Source organism: Aquipluma nitroreducens (genome assembly GCF_009689585.1).
GTDB classification, from domain to species: domain Bacteria; phylum Bacteroidota; class Bacteroidia; order Bacteroidales; family Prolixibacteraceae; genus Aquipluma; species Aquipluma nitroreducens.
The window spans coordinates 503,750-520,699 of sequence record NZ_AP018694.1; the positions used below are offsets into that span (position 1 = coordinate 503,750).

The 16,950-nt window shown below is 42.5% G+C and carries 21 protein-coding genes; 6 read left to right on the top strand and 15 right to left on the bottom strand.

Annotation, left to right across the window (positions count from 1 at the left end; translation table 11 throughout):
- The first annotated feature begins 253 nt into the window (after positions 1-253).
- Genes AQPE_RS02060 through AQPE_RS02075 form a run of 4 tightly spaced genes read left to right on the top strand, consistent with a single transcriptional unit; the run spans position 254 to position 2,642 of the window.
- The gene (locus AQPE_RS02060; protein ID WP_318349381.1) at positions 254-925 is read left to right on the top strand and encodes a hypothetical protein; all 672 of its coding nucleotides are present in this window, start codon (positions 254-256) and stop codon (positions 923-925) included.
- A gap of 8 nt (positions 926-933) precedes the next feature.
- Complete coding sequence (locus AQPE_RS02065) at positions 934-1,215, top strand: hypothetical protein (RefSeq protein WP_318349382.1); 282 nt, start codon at positions 934-936, stop codon at positions 1,213-1,215.
- 9 nt (positions 1,216-1,224) lie between these two features.
- The gene (locus AQPE_RS02070; RefSeq protein ID WP_318349383.1) at positions 1,225-2,193 is read left to right on the top strand and encodes a zinc dependent phospholipase C family protein; all 969 of its coding nucleotides are present in this window, start codon (positions 1,225-1,227) and stop codon (positions 2,191-2,193) included.
- A gap of 5 nt (positions 2,194-2,198) precedes the next feature.
- Positions 2,199-2,642 (top strand): hypothetical protein, encoded by a 444-nt coding sequence (locus tag AQPE_RS02075; RefSeq protein ID WP_318349384.1) that lies wholly within the window; start codon positions 2,199-2,201, stop codon positions 2,640-2,642.
- A 69-nt stretch (positions 2,643-2,711) separates the two neighbouring features.
- Here the strand turns inward: AQPE_RS02075 and AQPE_RS02080 are convergent, their stop codons facing one another.
- From AQPE_RS02080 to AQPE_RS02150, 15 genes are all read right to left on the bottom strand, one after another.
- Positions 2,712-3,755 carry an exonuclease/endonuclease/phosphatase family protein gene (locus AQPE_RS02080; protein ID WP_318349385.1) on the bottom strand — a complete coding sequence of 348 codons (1,044 nt, stop codon included), beginning with the start codon at positions 3,753-3,755 and terminating at the stop codon, positions 2,712-2,714.
- A gap of 167 nt (positions 3,756-3,922) precedes the next feature.
- Complete coding sequence (locus AQPE_RS02085; protein WP_318349386.1) at positions 3,923-4,606, bottom strand: DUF3945 domain-containing protein; 684 nt, start codon at positions 4,604-4,606, stop codon at positions 3,923-3,925.
- A 31-nt stretch (positions 4,607-4,637) separates the two neighbouring features.
- A complete protein-coding gene (locus tag AQPE_RS02090; RefSeq protein ID WP_318349387.1) occupies positions 4,638-5,153 on the bottom strand; it encodes a PH domain-containing protein in 516 nt (171 codons plus the stop codon).
- Positions 5,150-7,132, bottom strand: coding sequence for a type IV secretory system conjugative DNA transfer family protein (locus tag AQPE_RS02095; protein ID WP_318349388.1), 1,983 nt, complete (start codon positions 7,130-7,132; stop codon positions 5,150-5,152). The genes AQPE_RS02090 and AQPE_RS02095 overlap by 4 nt, the downstream gene beginning before the upstream one ends.
- Before the next feature lie 99 nt (positions 7,133-7,231).
- Entirely contained in the window at positions 7,232-8,035 is an 804-nt protein-coding gene (gene traN, locus AQPE_RS02100) for a conjugative transposon protein TraN (RefSeq protein WP_318349389.1), read from the bottom strand.
- Positions 8,036-8,037: 2 nt separating this feature from the next.
- A complete protein-coding gene (gene traM, locus AQPE_RS02105) occupies positions 8,038-9,225 on the bottom strand; it encodes a conjugative transposon protein TraM (protein ID WP_318349390.1) in 1,188 nt (395 codons plus the stop codon).
- Positions 9,200-9,553: a hypothetical protein gene (locus tag AQPE_RS02110; protein ID WP_318349391.1), complete on the bottom strand. Its 354-nt coding sequence runs from the start codon at positions 9,551-9,553 to the stop codon at positions 9,200-9,202. Before AQPE_RS02110 ends, traM begins: the two co-directional genes overlap by 26 nt.
- 17 nt (positions 9,554-9,570) lie before the next feature.
- Entirely contained in the window at positions 9,571-10,197 is a 627-nt protein-coding gene (gene traK, locus AQPE_RS02115) for a conjugative transposon protein TraK (RefSeq protein ID WP_318349392.1), read from the bottom strand.
- Positions 10,198-10,239: 42 nt separating this feature from the next.
- Complete coding sequence (locus tag AQPE_RS02120) at positions 10,240-11,190, bottom strand: hypothetical protein (RefSeq protein WP_318349393.1); 951 nt, start codon at positions 11,188-11,190, stop codon at positions 10,240-10,242.
- A gap of 39 nt (positions 11,191-11,229) precedes the next feature.
- Positions 11,230-11,943 carry a hypothetical protein gene (locus tag AQPE_RS02125; RefSeq protein ID WP_318349394.1) on the bottom strand — a complete coding sequence of 238 codons (714 nt, stop codon included), beginning with the start codon at positions 11,941-11,943 and terminating at the stop codon, positions 11,230-11,232.
- Between the two features lie 28 nt (positions 11,944-11,971).
- On the bottom strand, positions 11,972-12,655 hold the full coding sequence (locus AQPE_RS02130; protein ID WP_318349395.1) for a hypothetical protein: 684 nt from the start codon (positions 12,653-12,655) through the stop codon (positions 11,972-11,974).
- Positions 12,656-12,674: 19 nt separating this feature from the next.
- Positions 12,675-15,101 carry a TraG family conjugative transposon ATPase gene (locus AQPE_RS02135; RefSeq protein WP_318349396.1) on the bottom strand — a complete coding sequence of 809 codons (2,427 nt, stop codon included), beginning with the start codon at positions 15,099-15,101 and terminating at the stop codon, positions 12,675-12,677.
- Positions 15,098-15,403, bottom strand: coding sequence for a DUF4133 domain-containing protein (locus tag AQPE_RS02140; protein WP_318349397.1), 306 nt, complete (start codon positions 15,401-15,403; stop codon positions 15,098-15,100). The genes AQPE_RS02135 and AQPE_RS02140 overlap by 4 nt, the downstream gene beginning before the upstream one ends.
- A complete protein-coding gene (locus AQPE_RS02145; RefSeq protein ID WP_318349398.1) occupies positions 15,403-15,717 on the bottom strand; it encodes a DUF4134 domain-containing protein in 315 nt (104 codons plus the stop codon). Before AQPE_RS02145 ends, AQPE_RS02140 begins: the two co-directional genes overlap by 1 nt.
- 39 nt (positions 15,718-15,756) lie before the next feature.
- The gene (locus tag AQPE_RS02150) at positions 15,757-16,116 is read right to left on the bottom strand and encodes a hypothetical protein (protein WP_318349399.1); all 360 of its coding nucleotides are present in this window, start codon (positions 16,114-16,116) and stop codon (positions 15,757-15,759) included.
- A gap of 242 nt (positions 16,117-16,358) precedes the next feature.
- Here AQPE_RS02150 and AQPE_RS02155 point away from each other — a divergent pair, with 242 nt between their 5' ends.
- Together AQPE_RS02155 and AQPE_RS02160 are read left to right on the top strand one after the other, a co-directional pair.
- Positions 16,359-16,589, top strand: a complete 231-nt coding sequence (locus AQPE_RS02155) for a hypothetical protein (RefSeq protein WP_318349400.1) — start codon at positions 16,359-16,361, stop codon at positions 16,587-16,589.
- A gap of 44 nt (positions 16,590-16,633) precedes the next feature.
- Positions 16,634-16,948, top strand: a complete 315-nt coding sequence (locus tag AQPE_RS02160) for a hypothetical protein (protein ID WP_318349401.1) — start codon at positions 16,634-16,636, stop codon at positions 16,946-16,948.
- The last annotated feature ends 2 nt before the right edge of the window (positions 16,949-16,950 follow it).

Sequence of the window (16,950 nt, forward strand, 5' to 3'; positions counted from 1 at the left end):
TAAAATGACTCGTTTTGCTACACCAATCAGGGGAAGGATTTTATATAAATTCCAAAAAAAAACAATATTGGTAGAAATAAAAGTCGTAACGGGCGTTTGATTTATAACTACCGGATGTCATTTTTACTAAAATAATTTGGATTATTGATAAATAATTGTTGTAACTTTAAGCAGAGAATAAATTACCGGAAGCAGCTGCCTCTTTCATGAAGTAGCCTTAAGCTCAAAGCCATTAACTTTAAACTATGCTCCCATGAAAATTTTTCATCTGTTTGCTTTTGTCATATTGGGAATATTTCTCACCGGTTGCGCTACGATCCCCAAACAGTCTGCCAGCTTATCTGAAGAACTGGGATATAAATTAACGAATATTGAGCAATCACACGTCCAGCTTTTGCACAACTTCTTTGAGCAAAAAAGAAATACAGTCGAAGAGTTCATTGTAGAGGAATGGATTCCTGTGTATAGTGAACAGTATTTTTCTAAACCTTCCGTGGAAAATAAATGGAATGAAATTGTCAGCAGCGGAAATAAAGAGGACCGGCTTAAATTTATCACCATTGTTGGACCTGTCCTGTTAAATCAGATCAATGAGCAAAGACAGAAACTATTACAGCCATTGAATGATCTCGAAAAAGAAATCGAACAAAAAATCCGGAATGAATATAACTCCGCAAGAAGTATCAACAATGCTCTTACCAGCTTCTTACAATCGGCGGTGAAGGTCGAAGAAAACAGATCCAGGTATCTTGAGATGTTGGGTGTTACAGATCAGAAAATAAATGAAGCTATAGACACAACGGATCAACTGGTCAAAGACCTGGTAAAAGTTGGAGAAAACGCAGAAGATAAAACAGAAAAGGTTAATTCATTTCTATCTAAAATGGAAGAATTCAAGAAAAAAATAAATACCACTACTAAATAATTACTCACATGTCAGACTGGGACCAATTTGAAAAAGATGCAAAGGAGGCAGCCAAAATAGCTGCTGAAGAAACCAATGAAATTCTGTCCACACGGATTGCCTCAATTACCTCACTCACCCCGAAGGAAATTACCGAATTATTTCCGGCGGCTACCGATGCCAAAAATTTTGAAGAGTTGGTAAAGATTGTACGTTCAGCCGAGGGAAAAAACATTCAGGTAAATCGGATAATGGAAAACTCGGAAAAGTTTGGCGGAATAATCCTGAAGCTATTAACCAAATTTATTTAAGCTATAAGCATGGCAAGTGGATTAACTCATATCCTTTTAACTAAAAAGTTACAGGATAATTTACCCGAGACCCGGCTTAAGAATATTTTTGCTGCCGGTTCAGATTTCCTTCTGGTTGGAGCTGTTGGCCCAGACCTACCTTACGCAAGTGTTGCAGACCATTATTTTTTCAGTGACGAAAGTGAACTTGCAGATAAATTCCATTATAAAAAGACCAATCAAATCCCATTACGAGCATTACAGGAGCTAAAGTCCAGAAATGGCAACATGGAAGAAATGGCCCATTTTTATATGTTTTCGTTCTTTATGGGCTATATCTCCCACGTAGTTGCAGATGGAATAATTCATCCGTTTGTCCGAGATAAAGTCGGGAATTATGCTGAAAACAAGGCAGAGCACCGTTGTCTGGAAATGCAGTTGGATGTTCTTTTTATGGAAGATTTCACTAAAGAAACAGGCTATACGCTTGAGCTCAACTACACCAACCTTCATGATGAATTGTCTAATATTAAAGATTACAAGGAATCTGCCGTTATTGTCACGCTATTTAGTGAACTGATCGAACAGGTATATCATGAAAGACATTCTTCCAAAACGATTCTTGAATGGATTAATGGCCTGCACCGGTTATTTGAAGTTGCGGAAGGGGAACATCCCAAATTCTACAGGGTTCTTGAAGCGAACACCTTTTTCTTTAAAAACAGGGCAGATATTAACCGGGATCGGGCTATTTTATTGGGAAAACCTAAAGATCGTGATTCCAACTTTTTAAATGTTGATCAAATCAGTTTTTTCGATCATTGTGTTCCCCGGTATTTTCAAACATTTATTCCATTGGCTCAAAAGGCCTATGCCTATGTTTATGAAGATGGTCCGGAATTAACAGAAGAAGACATCCCTTCCATCAATTTAGACACGGGTAGACTACTTGCTCATGATGACTTAAACGTAACACCAAGATTTTGGCAAAATAATTAATAATTATGACTCGATTTTTACTTATTTGTTTTATGATGCTGGCCTTTTCGGGTAGTGTTTTACAGGCTCAGACCCGGTATCAAAAGCCGGATGATTTCATCTTTGATTTAGGTTCCTCTAACAACAAATTAAAAGGGAATCTGCTTCTCTCCGGGATTTACAAAGATGATTTAACCCAACTTACCTATGAGAAATATCTAATCGCATTAAAAGAAAGCGAAAAGAGTTCAAACCAAGGGCTTGCGGAAGTAATCCGGAAAGCTGATCAACATTTTTTCACCACCAAAGAGAAATCCTTTTTAATCGCTATTTATTCCAAAGAGTTCAACCTGGTTTTGTTTGATGATGCTGTTTCGCAAAAAACAGATTCCGTCGTTCATTTGCCAAAAGGTGGCACCATCCCCGATTTATCTGAATTCGCAAAGAAATCGAAATTCTTTAATAATTGATTTTTACATTGGCCGGTTAGCGCATGGTCATTGCAAGTTCATCGCTAACATCTATAAAAATCCATTAGGCTAATCATCGTCTTTGGTCCCGATCATCTGAAAATATACCGGGTTATGGTCGGAGAAATGCTGACGAAATTCATCATGGACGTAAGGTTCACCCGGGTACGGGGTATTTTCATCCCATAGCGGCTTACAGGCTTGAATCAGGTTTATCACTTTGAAGCCCAGATTGTGATCTACCTCGTTCCATGTAAAAGTGCGATTGATCATGATGTGATCGTAAGGTTTCCCTTTAATTTCATTGGGCTGCAGGGTAGTTGTATTTTTACATTCAAAATTCAGTGATTTGAAATTTACGGGTGTCACAGCGACCAATTCATCTTTATTGTAGATATTCATGTCTCCGAGAATAATAAAATCCTTCTCCTTCTGACTATGATTTTCAATCCACCTGGCGATACTCTGTAATTCGTGGGCCCGTCTGGGGCTGTCCCCTGATTTTTCACCAGGTCTGAGATGCACAGGAATCAGTACAAAATCCAAACTTCGGTTTTTAGACCTTAAGGAAAAGGCATAAGGAACCCGATCAAAATCCGGATTCTTGGACCGGTCTTCAGCCAGAAATCCATTGGGGAGATCTGGAGCCAATTCTATCTTTCCCGGCTTATAAAAACAAATCCACCATTCCGTTGACGTACCATTGCTGTGAATCCTTTCTCCGGTACCTGTATCTTCGGTAGAGAGAACATATTTAAATCCTTTCCCAAGCATAGCATCCACAAAACCTTTGGCTTCGGGATCCGCAAAATAAGCTGATCCATCCGGATATGCCCCATCCACAGGAGGCGCCACCAATTCCTGCACGACAACCACATCAAACTTTTTCAAAACCTGGGATAACAATTCATTTTTTTTATTCTTAAAGGAACCCACAAACTGATTGTTAAACGAACATATCTGCAAGGTATCAGAGGTATTTTCAGTAAACGCTTGTTTCTTAATCCGATGGGATCGGTCTTGTGTTAAGGTTGAACTTAGGACATGATTAAACCCCAACAGGACAACAACCAGAAAGCCTGAAATTAATAATCGTTTTTTCACCTTTTTCATTATTTAGCTTATTCAACAATAAAATTAAGATATAAAATACTATCTACAAAACAAAAATTTAATTAATTATAAGCTAAGGCAATTAAAAGGTTTTAATATAAAAAGAAAGGGAAACCTGCACTTCAGAATTTCCCCTTCCGGTTTTGAAAACGAGACCTGTTATTGAATCAATGGACTTTCTGTTTAGCCCCTTGTTTTTCGGATTGTTTGGCATCGATTTTTAAGTCTTCAGATTTCTCCTGCTTGAATTGAGAGAACCCGATGTTCCGGTTAGCTGCATCCACCTGAAGCGTGGCTGAAAACTTCTTGTCATTCTTGCCAGTCATTCCGTCCACGGTTACTTTTTCACCCGCTGCCAGTTTCTCTTTTTGCTCGGAAGAAAGGTTTGCTCCTTTGATCTTCTCCGGCACCTGAATATAACTTGAACGCAATGGAATGAGCTCATTCGTCTTGGAATCAATGCTCAGGTAGTAATTGTCCTTTTTTCCATCTCTTCCGGTCAGTTCCACCGTTTTGCCCAGGTTTTTGTCATTGAGCAAAGCTCCCTTTTCTTCCTTGGAAAACTTATGCCCCATGTACTCATCCGGCACATTTAACCGCTGGATCGGATGTACTTTAATGTCTACCGATCCGTCCTCTTTACTTTGCAAACGGATTTTGGCCGGAATCCGGTAATCCTCTCCATTGATCTTTGCATTGACGGTGTAGAGTTTTTCTGAACGGAACCCGTTCAGAAAATCGGTCATTTCCTGTTTTTCCATTTGTTTAATCAGATCGGATTTAATACCTACTTTTTCGAGCTTGTCAAACGGAATCTGGTCCATGCTCATGCGTGTTTTCTGTTGTTCCATGATTTTTAATTTTTGTTGTTATATAATTGGGTTAATCAACCTCAAATACATGTTTCTCCATGCGGTTCAGTTCCACCAAACCACGAAGGATTTTATACTTTTCTTCCGGTTCACTGATGGCATTCAGTTGGAGTACCGGTGTAGTCTTATCAGAGCTATAGATAGTCAAGTCTCCAAGGCCGAACATGCGGTAAATCATTGGTTTTTCTACTCTGAAATCTTTAATCCTGTAAAGTTCTATATACTCATGCTTCCTGCTAAGTATCCCTGAATAGTATCTCAGCTCTTCAGGATCAATTTCATAACTGATGCAATAAACTTTTAGGATTTGCCAGATCAGGTTCAGCATTACCAGAATTGAAAGATAAACCGGAAGCCTGTTCACATGGACAGCCATTTTTTCCGGAAGAAGAAAAGCCAGATGGTGCTCTTTAAGCATCATATCCATCAGGATAACTATCGGAATAAATAAAAGGGTTAGCAGGAAATTCTCCAGATTGAGAAGCTGGGATGGCCTGCATTTGAAGTAAAGCGTTTGTTCGATCATTGTTTTTGGATTTTTTTATTCGTTAAAGATTTTGGATTTGATTGATCTTTTTGATCTGATTCTGAATTCAGAAGGGTTATTGTCCGGATGTCATTCTGGATTTTGGTGCGGTTGCGTTCCAGTACTTCCGGGATATTGTCAAACTGATAAAAGTCCGGAATGGGAACAAAACGGCCTTCCTCCCACTGCTGGGCTTTCACATCAACATGAACCAGGCAATTGAAATTCTTCTGTGCGATGGCTTCTCCAAAGTTGTCGGCAACCTGGCCAACCATATATCCTTGTGGCAGGGTCGCAATCTTGCCTTCAGGTACCAGAAAGTCCAGTTGGGTTGAAAAGGTGGAGGATTGTGTATTGCGGTTGATGTTGACCGATTGCCGTTCCTGAAGGATTTTGCCCATCCGGTTCTGGATAAACTTGGCAGTCTCACCGGCAGCCTGTCCGCAAAACACATTGCCGATGTTGCTGGTAATGGCATTGGCCTGTTCTTTCCCGTAATCCCGGATCAGTTGATCGATGGTCTGGACACCCAATAAAGTAGATATTCTGTTACTCCTTGCTGTGGCAATCAACGTGTCCAGCCCCCGGAAATAAATAGTTGGCAGCTCGTCAAAGATCAGTGAGGATGGCCGTTGCCCTTTCTTATTAATAACCTTGAGCATCCTGGTGATGTAAAGAGACAGGACAGCACCGTACATCTCTACACGAAGCGGATCGTTAGCCAGGCAAAGGATTTTGGGAGAGTCAGGGTTATTGATGTCCAGCGAGAAATCATTACCAGAACATATCCAGTAAATCTCAGGGCTGATGATCTTGGAAATGGCAATCTTCAGGCTTCCCAATTGTCCTTCCAGTTGCTCCCTTGCCCCACGTTTATGGGCATTGATAAACGGGTTGATGATGTTGGCCACATCTTTTTCCTGTTCCATTACCGCGAACAGATCGTCGTAGTCTATCTGAAGCAATTCAATAGCATGGGGCAAAGTGCAAAAACGACCATCTTTGTATTTTTTCAAGAACCAGATTACCGCCGCAAAAAAGGAAACGGCGGATTCGGAGAAGAACTCTCCCTGCTGGCGTATCCATTCCCTGTTCAGGTTGTACAGTACCGTCCTGGATGATTCAAAAGCATCAATTGGGCTTTCCATCCACTCCGGCGCCAAAGGGTTGCAGCGAAAAGATTTTTGAATGTTCTCAAAATTGATCACATAGAACCGGCTTGATTCCGGGAGCTTTCCGCTTTTCTTTGCCTTCAGAAAATGGTTATAAGTAACCAAGGATAAATCCGGATATTTAAAATCATAAACGCACATCGAGAACCCTTTTTTCAGGTGTTGCCGGATAAATGGCAATACCACCGAAAAAGATTTTCCAGAGCCGGGAGTGCCAATCACCATTGTGGCCCGAAACGGATTGACAATATTGATCCAGCCATTGTGCTCGCTGCCTTTATGCTGGTAAATGGTTGGCAGGTTGACCGAGTACTCGTTCTTCCTTAAAACTTCTTCCTGTGGAAAGCTTTCATTCTCCACGTTGAACCGATCTTTCATCAAATTGACGTTGATCAGTTTGGAGATGTTGTCAAATCCGATATTCAGTAAAACAAAGCCAAAGAAAGTCAGGGTCAGATAGGACACCGGGTAAGATTTGAACAGGATCAGGCTTCCCCAATATAAAATGAGCCCGGCAATCACCTGCCCGACTATGGTAGAAACAGCCAGTTCTCGGTCTTTATGGGCTTTAGTTCCAACACATGTAATCGCCAAAAACACCAGGCAAACGGTCTTGGATTTATAAACGTTTGCCAGAAATGTCAGGTTTTGCATTTTGGCCACCAGCGGATGAAAAGCAGGGATGTCTATCCCGTGCAATATAAAGTAACCCAATTGGTTCAGGTACATGGATAAAAACAATAACAGGTAGCTGAAGAACCGAAAGCCTTCATGCAATTTAACCAGTTCATGAGATTCGTGTTCCATTTTCAGGATATAAAGCCCCTGCGTCCCCTTCCGGGAAACGCAGGTAAACAGGATTAAAAAATGTGTGATGTTTATGATTGAATTTTCCTCTCGCTTGATTTATTTCAGGGATCTGGCTTTGAGGATATCCTTGTTTTTCAGGTTGAAGCTGAGTTTTCGCCCTGTGTTGCCCAGGGCTTTTTCATTGAGTTCGATCTTTAGGATACGCTGGTCAGGAATGGTCATCTTTTCGATCACAAATACTTCCCGAACAGTAACCTCACCCGGAATACGCAGTACCTTGTTCCGCTGGTACTGCGGAAAGACTTGGTATTCCTGTACGTTGGTTGCTTTGGCCTTTTTCTTATCGGTGATCCAGAAGTTAAAACTTTCGACATCATAAGCCATGGTGGTTTTGTTGGTGATCTGAAGCTCAAAAAAGAGTGCCTCGTTTTTCAGGCTGATCGAATTCAGGCGAACCTTGATTCCGTCTTTTTCTGATTTGCGTTTCCGAAACCTATGCCTATGCTGATCCAGGACCTGATCACAAAGGTCTTTCAGAAGATAGTCAGGCATCATCTTACCGGAAAATGTCATAGCTTTTTGGGAATCAAAAGTTTCAATCGGGTACGTGATCGGTGCATCGTTGCCGAATTGAAGTTCGAAAGAATAAATCTGGTCCGCACAAACAACGGTCAGGGAGGTCGGTTTGTCAAAAGGCTGCACGGCTTTCACCCGGATCAGATTTGAAAGTTCCGGAACAACTTCGGCCTGGACTATTGAATAATCACCGGCCTGCACGTAGTTGACTTTATCGGGGCAAACCAGATGACTGGTTTTACTATCAGATATTTTTAGGATATTTTGTGCGTCAACCGAAATCTGGATCAATGCACAAATCAAAATGATTAAAAAGGTTTTCATGGTTATTTACTTTTGTTGATTAAATAGACTAGGGTATTTTTTTTGATGGTGACTTTTTTGATTTTGATCATTCGGAGAATAGATTGAGCCGTTTTGTCGGCAGCTTGCATTCCCATATAAGTCAGCGGATTGTTACTTGCTCCGAACATTGAGGAAGTGTTGGCGCTGCTACCAACCTCTTTGGCAACTTTTCGGGAGGCATTGTCGGGAACATACAGGCCTGGCAATCCGTCCAGATCACAAACCGTTACCTGAACCGGAACAAACTTTTCAACAACCGGAATTTGCAACACTTCGATCTGAAGGCGTTCGTTGCTGACTTCGCAGATGCCATACAAAAAAGTGTTGGCCGGGATTTTAACTCCATTCAGCCAGGCTTCTTCCAGAAGTCTCAGCTTCACCCGGTTGCCGGTCAAAACTGTAGTAGTTTCATAAACCTCAGCCTCAATAACCGGGACTGCTGTATCTTTGGGTTTAAACTCGGACTTGCCACCTTTCTCCAGAGTAGAACGTTTGTTCTTTTCGGCTTCCAGCTTTTCGTTAATGGAGGTTGTTTCCTTCAGCCGGATGTTCAGGGAATCATTCTGTTTTGCCAGTCTGCTGTTTTGCCGGAATACCTTGTCCAGTTCTTCAATGCCGGTTGGAGCAATTGAAGCTGATCCTTTTTGATTATTTAAATCCCCTTTGTCTTTCTCTTCCTGATTTGAGTCAGCATCCGCATTTTTTGATTTCGTTTCTGTTTGGCTGTTTTCCAGATCTTCCCGAACAGTCCGTTCCTTTTGCCGGATGTGTGCCATAAGGTCAGTCGAAACATCAGCATTCAATTCAGGAACCGGATCGTTCTTATACAGGTTCTTCCTTCCAGAAAGTAGCTGTTCTTCGGTGAGAGTTTCTTCTTCCAGGTTTTCCTCGTTGGTGGAATCTGTCTCCCCAGCAATATTGTAGTCATGACTGGTGGTGACTTCCTTCTTCGAAGAATAGTTGTCCATCTTGTCGTAAATGGCGACGCTTTTATCAGCATCCGGCAGGGTGTAATTCGCTCCCTTTGCCACTTGCTGCTCTTTTTGCTTTTGTTCTTCCTTTGCCTTCTTTTCTCCACCTCCCAGTACATAAAATATCAGTACAATAAAGGGAATCAAGACCAGTGGAAGGAATAGCAGTGGCTTATTTCTTTTCAGGTAACTTTTCATGTATTTCTTGTTTTAATGCGTTTTCAAACGAGTCAACAGGCATTTCAAAAGAGAGGGATTTTTTGTGTTTCAGTGTTTTCGCTGTATCCGGGTTTCCTTCACTGACCGGTTGAATGGGTTCATAGGTGATTGCCGGTTTGGGGAAAACAAAGAACGAAATCAGGTAAATCAGGAACGATGCAACCAGTATGATCATCCACTTTTTCTTCCGTTTGGCCGGGTCTAGTTTTTGATCATTCTGGTCCAGCCGCTTGATCCATTCATGGAAGCGGATAGCTTCACTGATTTGGCTCACAAGGTTTTTGGATTTTGTATTTTCAGTATTCATTATCATTGTTTTAAAAATTAAAAGGACTTGCGTTTCATCGTTTCCAAATCTTTGTTGTCCGTTATCAGCCAATCCTCGATCATAAACCCGTGCGGGTTATTGTCTGTCCTGGAGATGTTCCGGAGCCGTCCGGAGGTTTCTAGGTTGCGAATGGTGATGTTGGATTTGCGGACAATTTTCTGCCGTCCGAAAAACCGGAACTGGTAAGGGTAGGCTGAGAAGTCTATCTGGACAGAATCGGTTGTCAGGGTCATGCTGATGTCAGAAGCAATGATCTGGTTATAGACGTTGTTTTCTTTGTAGGACTGGTACTGTTTCATGGCTGAACCATCCGCCAGATAGAGTGCTTCCCTTGCATTGTTTTCGATGTACTGTTTGTCGGGTTCCATCGTAAAAAACAGCTCGTGAAAGCGTTTTACATGGTCTTTGGCCTCTGATGGCCGATTGTCCGTGATGTCGGCACGAAGTGCCAGCAAAAGGGATTTCCCGTTGTCCAGCACATAGATTTTCTGCCGGGAACGTTCGACCAGCACCATTGAACGGGTAAAAACAAAGGTGCTAAAGCCTGTCATCAGCAGGCTGACAGCCAAAAGGACATAAACAGTAAACCGGAATTTACGCTGGATATCAAATATCTTGTTCATCTTGATTTTGGATTATTTGAGATTTAATAAATTCAGATTAGATTATTTCATTGCCCCTTTGGTGATCATCATCATGGCTGCTGTTTTCACCATCCGCCCCCCGCCGCTTCCGGTACCGGATGCGCTGACAATCCATGATGCAATTTTGGGTACCATCATCAGGCCTACGATGCCACAAACCGGAACAACCATGTTGGAAACGTAGTACAGTGAGGGCTGGTAGATCAACGAGGCTTTGGTGGCTGCTATCTCGGCATCAAGCACATAAATCAGTACTTCCTGAACCAATGAAAGGACAATCAATGCGATGGGTAAATACAGGTTCACGTTCACAAACCGGGCAATCCATTGCAGGTAGTTTTCCTGAAAGCCGTCAAAGATAGAGACTGCAAATACCAACGGCCCGAAGATGATCAGCAGCACACAAAAGACGGTTCGCAAAAAAGCGATCAGATAGACCAGCGCTTCAAAAAAGGATTCCAGAAGCTGCCGGACACTGTCCATAAAGTAGAAGTTGATCTGGTGTTGCAATGCCCTTCCAGAAACAATGTTATAGGTGGTCAAAAGAAGGTTAACCCCTTTGTCCCATAGCGCTGCTTCTTTTTCTTCATTCTCTTGAAAGGAAGGCAAATCGACCGCTAGGATGGCATCCTGCTTTTCTTCCAGTTTGGCTGCTACAATGTGTTTTTTGTCTGCATAGATGGCTTCAGAGAGCTTGGTCAGCCCTTTGGTGGGAACCATCAGCAGTTGAACAAAGGGAGCCCAGAAGGTAATGACCAGCACCAGTGCAAAAGGCCTAAGCAAGGGTAAAAGTGAGATTGGATTATCAGCAATCAGCTGTTCATAGATGCGTTTGGAGATGTACAGAAAAGCGGCGATGCCGCCAATGGCACGGGCCATATTCACCAGCAACTGGGCATTGTCCAGGCCTCCGCGGACCAGTACATCCGTAAATTGGAAAAAGCTTTGGGTACTCATTACTTGTAAAAGCATGAATCAAGTTTTAAATGGTTAATGATCAATGGTTAATTGTTAGTCCTTCAGGAAAGCATAGGACTGAGGCACATTGTTGTTGAAAGCCTGAAAGTGTAATACCTTTCGGTAGGTGTAGTCAGTCTCTCCGATTTGCTTGTTTAGTTCGCAATGGATTTCGTCAAAGGCTTCCAGCTTTTTGCCGTGGTCGGTCAGAAACAGGTTGACGGAAATAAACCGGGTCAGTAACTCATCAGCCTCCTTTTGATAGGTTTGCCTGAGCCATTTGCAGTTGGGCAATTTATCCAGGTTGTCGATACTGATATAAAGCCGGATAAATCCGGAAGCGATACTGTAAACGTCGGGCAACTGGTCGGAATTGGCATCGAAGATCTTCTTTTCAATGTCCCGCTGGGTTTCTGTATTGTTTTTGATTTGCTCCGTCTCCTCGTGCCTGCCTTTTATCTGTGACTTTTCAAATAACCGTTCAGCAAGTTTCAGCAAGTTGACTTTCAGCAATCCAACATAACCTTCAGTATCATAGACCGGTTCCGCTATTACTTCTATATAATAGTGGGTAGGCCAGGTGCGGATAAAAACATGAGGGATGGGGATCAGGCTGCCTTTGAAGGCAATAAAAGAAAGCGGATAGGTTCCTTGCATGTCCGGATAAGTTCCATTCCACGGTTTAATGTCAAAAACCTGGGCTTTCAATTCCTTCCCCGGCAGCAGAGCTGCCAAGGGAAAGATGAGAATGAAAAGTATTGTTTTCATAGCTTCTTCTGTAATTAGCCGTTGATTGTTAATCATAGAGGGTATAGTAAAAGGCGAACTTTTCGATCTGCCCGGTATTGAAACTTCTTTGGTAGGATGCCCAGGCCAGCTTGTTGTAGAGGTAACAGATCGTTCCGTAATGCTTTTTCACTTCGTTATAAATCCCGTTGATGGTGTCATACCGCTGTTTGTCGTCCATCATAAACAGGTCATCTTCCACGATGGTATTCAAAATGGTGGTGACCAGTTGGCGACTGTCATCCAGTACCAGGTCAAAAGATTCGACAATCACCGCTGCTTGTCGTGTTGTGAAGTTTTCGTCCTCAACCAGCAAGGGTAATTTGGTTGTATAGATGTAGATGATCTTATCCAGCATCTCTTTGGTCTGCTTGATGCGCTTGTAATCTTTGATCAGGTAGCTCACCTTTTGAAGGCTTGCAAGTTTCTTCTGATCAATCCCAACCAGTTCTGAGGTTAACCCTTTGATATCGCCGTTCAGGATTTTAATCAGCACATTGTACCAGTTAATTTCTGACAGGATTCCCTTTTCCTGTTCCCATAAGGTTTCGCGCTGGATGCCTGCCCCCACATCAGTCACCGGGGCCTGGGCAAAAGTGTTTTTGGGGATGAGTATGCTGAATAAAACAACTATCCCAATGGTTAAAAATGGTGCTTTTGTTCTCGTTGTTGGCGTTGTTGTAATTGTTTGCATGACTGTAATTGTTGATGTTTTACATGGATTTGAGGATTTCGACAAAGGATTGATCCTGCCCTTCCTGGAGTTTTTTCAGGATCGCTTCCTTTTCGCTTTGTTCAGAGGTGTAGCAGTAGTATTCAGGCTTACTCACTTCCAGTGCATAAACCTGAGAGTAGCTTCCAAGGCCAATAAAGACTTCCTTGAGCTTTCTTCCCGAAGGCAGGTTTTTATTGATCGAAAGGATCTGGTCTTTCTGGAAGTCGGACAATCCAAGGGTATCGCTGATACTCTGGAACTTGTTCCGAAATTTGCTCATGTCAAGTAGTATTCGGGTATCGGCATTGTTGATAATCGCATCCCGGATCACCGGAGAGGAAATCACATCGTCCACTTCTTGGGTGACCACCATCGCTTCTCCAAAGAATTTGCGGATCGTTTTGTAGAAGTATTTGATGTAGCTGGCCATCTGTGGAGTGGCAATGGCCTTCCATGCTTCTTCGATGCACAGGACCTTTCGAACACCTTTTAACCGCCTCATTTTCTGCATGAAAATGTCGATAATGATCAGGGTGGCAACCGGAAAAATCGTTGCATGATCCTTGATGTTATCTAATTCGAAGACAATAAATGGGCACCGGAAAAACTCATCGGTATCCATCTGCTTGTTCAGCAAATAGTCATACTCTCCTCCCCGATAATATTTGCCCAGAATGAAGAAAAATTCATTGCTGTTGAACTGGATGGATTGTTCTTTAACCAGTGTTGGAATGTAGCTTTCGCAGAATTCGTAATAACCATTGAAAGACCGCTCATTTGAGTCTGATTCAAAAAAGGCTGTTAATGAATGGGCAATCACATCCTTCTCCATCTCGGAAAGGTTTTCCTTGTAAATGGTATAGATCACCGACAAAATAGTCTGTTTGCGTTCAATGTCGAGTTCGCCTTCCAAAATAAAAGGATTGAACGAAATCGGATTTTCAGTAGTAAACTCCACCATCATTGCTCCACCCTGGTCTTTGAGTCTTTCGTTCAGGTAGATGGTCAGCAGTTCATAGCTTCTACCTACGTCCAACAGCACAATGTGGCAATTGCCGCTTTCTGCATATTGTCTGAGCAGATGGTTGGTGAAAAACGATTTTCCTGAACCTGATCCTCCAATAATAATTTTATTGCGGTTATGGATCAGGTGTTTGTGCGTCGGTTCATCCGAAATGTCAATCTTCACCGGGCAACCCTCCAAGCGGTCGGAAAGCCGTATGGTAAAATCAGAATTACTGTTTTTCAGTTCCCCTTCAAAATTGGTCAAACAGCAAGCCTGTGGAACCTGGGTGATAAAAAGCTCTGTTTCAGGAAGCTGCGTTGAAAACGGCACACAAGAAAAAAACAGCATTGGCAGATCATGGGTGTGCTGGTAAGGGAAACAGTTCATCATCGAAAAAGCGGAACTGGTTTCGCTTTTGTGTTGCTTCAAATCTTTCAGTGCTGAATTGAAAAGCATCACATTAAAGTGTGTTTTCACGATTTTTTCTCCAGATGTTTGTACCTGGTCCAGAAAGGATTCAATCAGCCCTGAATTGACTTTGTTCTCGGATGAGAATTTGGATAAACTGAAAATCTTTTTGTAACTGCCTTCCAGAAAGCCTTTGATATCCTGTTGGTCGGGAATGTAAATGAACTGGTTGGTGATGTGCGAAAACGGCAGATGATAACTGACCGGATAAACCAGAGACACAGGCAGTCCTGTCTGCGGATGTTCTGAAGCGGGCCTGAGTTCTGCCGGAATGTGGGAATAATCGCTTAATGACAATACTTCCACAAACTGATCCATTACTTTCAGCCTATCTCTGAAATCGATCCCGCCAAGAGCCGGATGGTTTTCAGTAAAGTTCAGGCTCAAAAAGCGTTCGATCAGTCCCAGGGAATGATCATCTCCGATGGCTTCTTCCATAGATATGGGCTTACAGACAATTCCGTTTTGCTGAAAGATGGCCATCACATTTCCTTTCAGTTCGTTGATCTTGTCGTATTGCAATTTTTCCAGGTTGCGATCTTTCCGGGAAAAGATCAGGGCAGATTCCAGATAACTTTTCAGAAGACCTTTATTCAGCAAGCTGATGTAAAAACAGCAGTCGTGCTTTAAGTAATGTCTTCCGTCAAAGTGTTCCAGGTATGATTCATTCAGACTTTCAGTGTTATTTATTTCGGACTCTTCTTCCAAATCTGTCGGATGAAATTCGTTGACCAGAAAGAAATCCTGCTTATGGATAAAACTTCCGGCTGGCAACAGGTTGATCATCCGCTGAAAGGTATCATGTAGCATATACAGTTTCTCGGTACTACACGAGAGCACTTCTGGCAACTGAAGCCGAAACCCGATGGTCATATCCAGGTTATTGGAAACCTGAATGTCGTTGTTGAATCCCAGTATTGGGAGAATCGTTTCAAGGTTCTTGATCTTCATATGGAAAATGTTTGAGGAATTCGTCGTTTGCAGCTAATGAATTGAGGCAGCTTTCTGGCGGTCTGTTTCTTGCCCCACCCTTCCGGACCGTACTTCTTCTGGATGGTGTTGAGCCGGTAGAGATATCCGAAAAAAGCAGGAACCCCGATCAGAACGGCAGGGAAAACACCGACTAGAATGTAGAGTGCTGAGAACAAAAAGAAAGTCGCAATGATGCCATACAATGCCCGGAATACCAAAGGGCCGGAAAGCCCTTTGATATACAACCGGGTATCCACCTTTTTGACCGGATAGCCCTGCATCAGACAAAGAATGCTTTGATCACCACTCCCACCAAAATCAGGAACAAACATGCACCAAACCAACCCATGATGGCTTTCTGTGTGTCCTGATCGCCACTCTGCCATTTGATGTAAACACGAACACCACCGATCAAACCGACTACGGCACCAATAGCAATGATCAGGTTCGAGATCGGGTCAATGTAGGAACTGACTTCGGCTGTAGCTTGGTCAATCCCGGCAGCGGACTGGGCCATCGTTTGGTAAATGCCAAGGATTAGGAATGCAACAAGGGCTTCCACCCCTTTAAAAAAACGCTGAACTTCTGTTTTCATGAAACTTTGAGTTTTTAAGAATGAATAATTGAGGATGATTTATGACTGAAACTGGATGTTCTCCAGAATTTTTGGCAATTGCGGATGATTGTGATTTGTAAAGCACTCGATGGGATAACCGTCGTCCATCCCGGTTTCTTCGTATAAGGAAACAGGTAAGAGAATCGCTTCTGTCAACCGGATCGGGATAAGCTCAGAAGGATAATCCTTCGAGGAAACGGCAATGGGTTGCAATCCTTCAGAAAGAACCGGAGTAAATTGGTCGTCCTCAAAAAGAGTTTTCCGATTGTTTTTTTTATTGACAAGCGCCATAAGGACAATTGACAGGTTCCATAAAATAAGGGCTCCTGTAATGAATTGAATGAATTGCCCCCAACTAATTTGATCGATTCCAAACATATTTTATCTTTTTATAAGTTGATAACTGCTGATGGGCTTGAATTGGATTTTGGAATCCATTTTCTAAATCATCGCTGCAAATCTCCGGCTTTGGAATCAAACCATTTGTACAGATGAGTTCAGGTGGGGTGTTTTTATTATTAACAAATTGATTGATAATCAATTTGTTAATAATAAATTTTGGATAGATTTGATAGGGATTGAATTGGTTCCTGAATAGAAGTAATTTGAATTGATCGGTTTTGGATCAATTTGAAAGCCGGATCATTTTCGAAAAGAAAAAGAAAAAACAGTCAAAAAAAAAGAAAAAGAAAGCCAATCAAGAGCCGGTCGGGGCGGAAATGCAAGGCTGTCCCGCTTTCTTTAGTAATACTTTGATAAAAGTGAAAACCAAAATGATTAAAAAAGCGGGGCACTTGCTTTGGTCTTGCATTTGTTCCGACGTTGGGTTGTGTGGAGACTGGCTAAATTAGGCTTGCTTTTTGATTTTGACGAAACGATTAACTGACCAAAATTTTTGAGAGCAGGCGGGCGAAAGGCAAGTGTGGCCCGGAAATGGAATGAAGCTGACAGCCAGGGCCGGAATGGAGCCCTGCATCCGGTTTTGTACAGGGAAGTGGTTGTGGGGAAACCGGGCGGGCGCAATAGAATGAATCGGGCTACTCTTGCCGTGCGGTACAACCCGGCTTATGAGCTGAACGAGCAAATTGAGCGACCGGTCCCGGTGAGGCACGAACGGGGAAAGGGAGCGATAAAGCGAGGGAAGCGAATGTGCCGGGGTACAGGGGAAATACCTGCTAAAAGGAGTTCTAAACCTCTAAATTCATTTTAAAC

Coding starts and splice junctions, on each gene's coding strand:
- AQPE_RS02110 (WP_318349391.1), bottom strand. CDS start 9,553: ATGAATACTGAAAATACAAAATCCAAAAACCTTGTGAGCCAAATCAGT.
- AQPE_RS02075 (WP_318349384.1), top strand. CDS start 2,199: ATGACTCGATTTTTACTTATTTGTTTTATGATGCTGGCCTTTTCGGGT.
- AQPE_RS02130 (WP_318349395.1), bottom strand. CDS start 12,655: ATGCAAACAATTACAACAACGCCAACAACGAGAACAAAAGCACCATTT.
- AQPE_RS02060 (WP_318349381.1), top strand. CDS start 254: ATGAAAATTTTTCATCTGTTTGCTTTTGTCATATTGGGAATATTTCTC.
- AQPE_RS02090 (WP_318349387.1), bottom strand. CDS start 5,153: ATGATCGAACAAACGCTTTACTTCAAATGCAGGCCATCCCAGCTTCTC.
- traK (WP_318349392.1), bottom strand. CDS start 10,197: ATGAACAAGATATTTGATATCCAGCGTAAATTCCGGTTTACTGTTTAT.
- AQPE_RS02120 (WP_318349393.1), bottom strand. CDS start 11,190: ATGCTTTTACAAGTAATGAGTACCCAAAGCTTTTTCCAATTTACGGAT.
- AQPE_RS02150 (WP_318349399.1), bottom strand. CDS start 16,116: ATGTTTGGAATCGATCAAATTAGTTGGGGGCAATTCATTCAATTCATT.
- AQPE_RS02095 (WP_318349388.1), bottom strand. CDS start 7,132: ATGGAACACGAATCTCATGAACTGGTTAAATTGCATGAAGGCTTTCGG.
- traN (WP_318349389.1), bottom strand. CDS start 8,035: ATGAAAACCTTTTTAATCATTTTGATTTGTGCATTGATCCAGATTTCG.
- AQPE_RS02085 (WP_318349386.1), bottom strand. CDS start 4,606: ATGGAACAACAGAAAACACGCATGAGCATGGACCAGATTCCGTTTGAC.
- AQPE_RS02145 (WP_318349398.1), bottom strand. CDS start 15,717: ATGAAAACAGAAGTTCAGCGTTTTTTTAAAGGGGTGGAAGCCCTTGTT.
- AQPE_RS02080 (WP_318349385.1), bottom strand. CDS start 3,755: ATGAAAAAGGTGAAAAAACGATTATTAATTTCAGGCTTTCTGGTTGTT.
- AQPE_RS02135 (WP_318349396.1), bottom strand. CDS start 15,101: ATGAAGATCAAGAACCTTGAAACGATTCTCCCAATACTGGGATTCAAC.
- traM (WP_318349390.1), bottom strand. CDS start 9,225: ATGAAAAGTTACCTGAAAAGAAATAAGCCACTGCTATTCCTTCCACTG.
- AQPE_RS02065 (WP_318349382.1), top strand. CDS start 934: ATGTCAGACTGGGACCAATTTGAAAAAGATGCAAAGGAGGCAGCCAAA.
- AQPE_RS02070 (WP_318349383.1), top strand. CDS start 1,225: ATGGCAAGTGGATTAACTCATATCCTTTTAACTAAAAAGTTACAGGAT.
- AQPE_RS02125 (WP_318349394.1), bottom strand. CDS start 11,943: ATGAAAACAATACTTTTCATTCTCATCTTTCCCTTGGCAGCTCTGCTG.
- AQPE_RS02140 (WP_318349397.1), bottom strand. CDS start 15,403: ATGCAGGGCTATCCGGTCAAAAAGGTGGATACCCGGTTGTATATCAAA.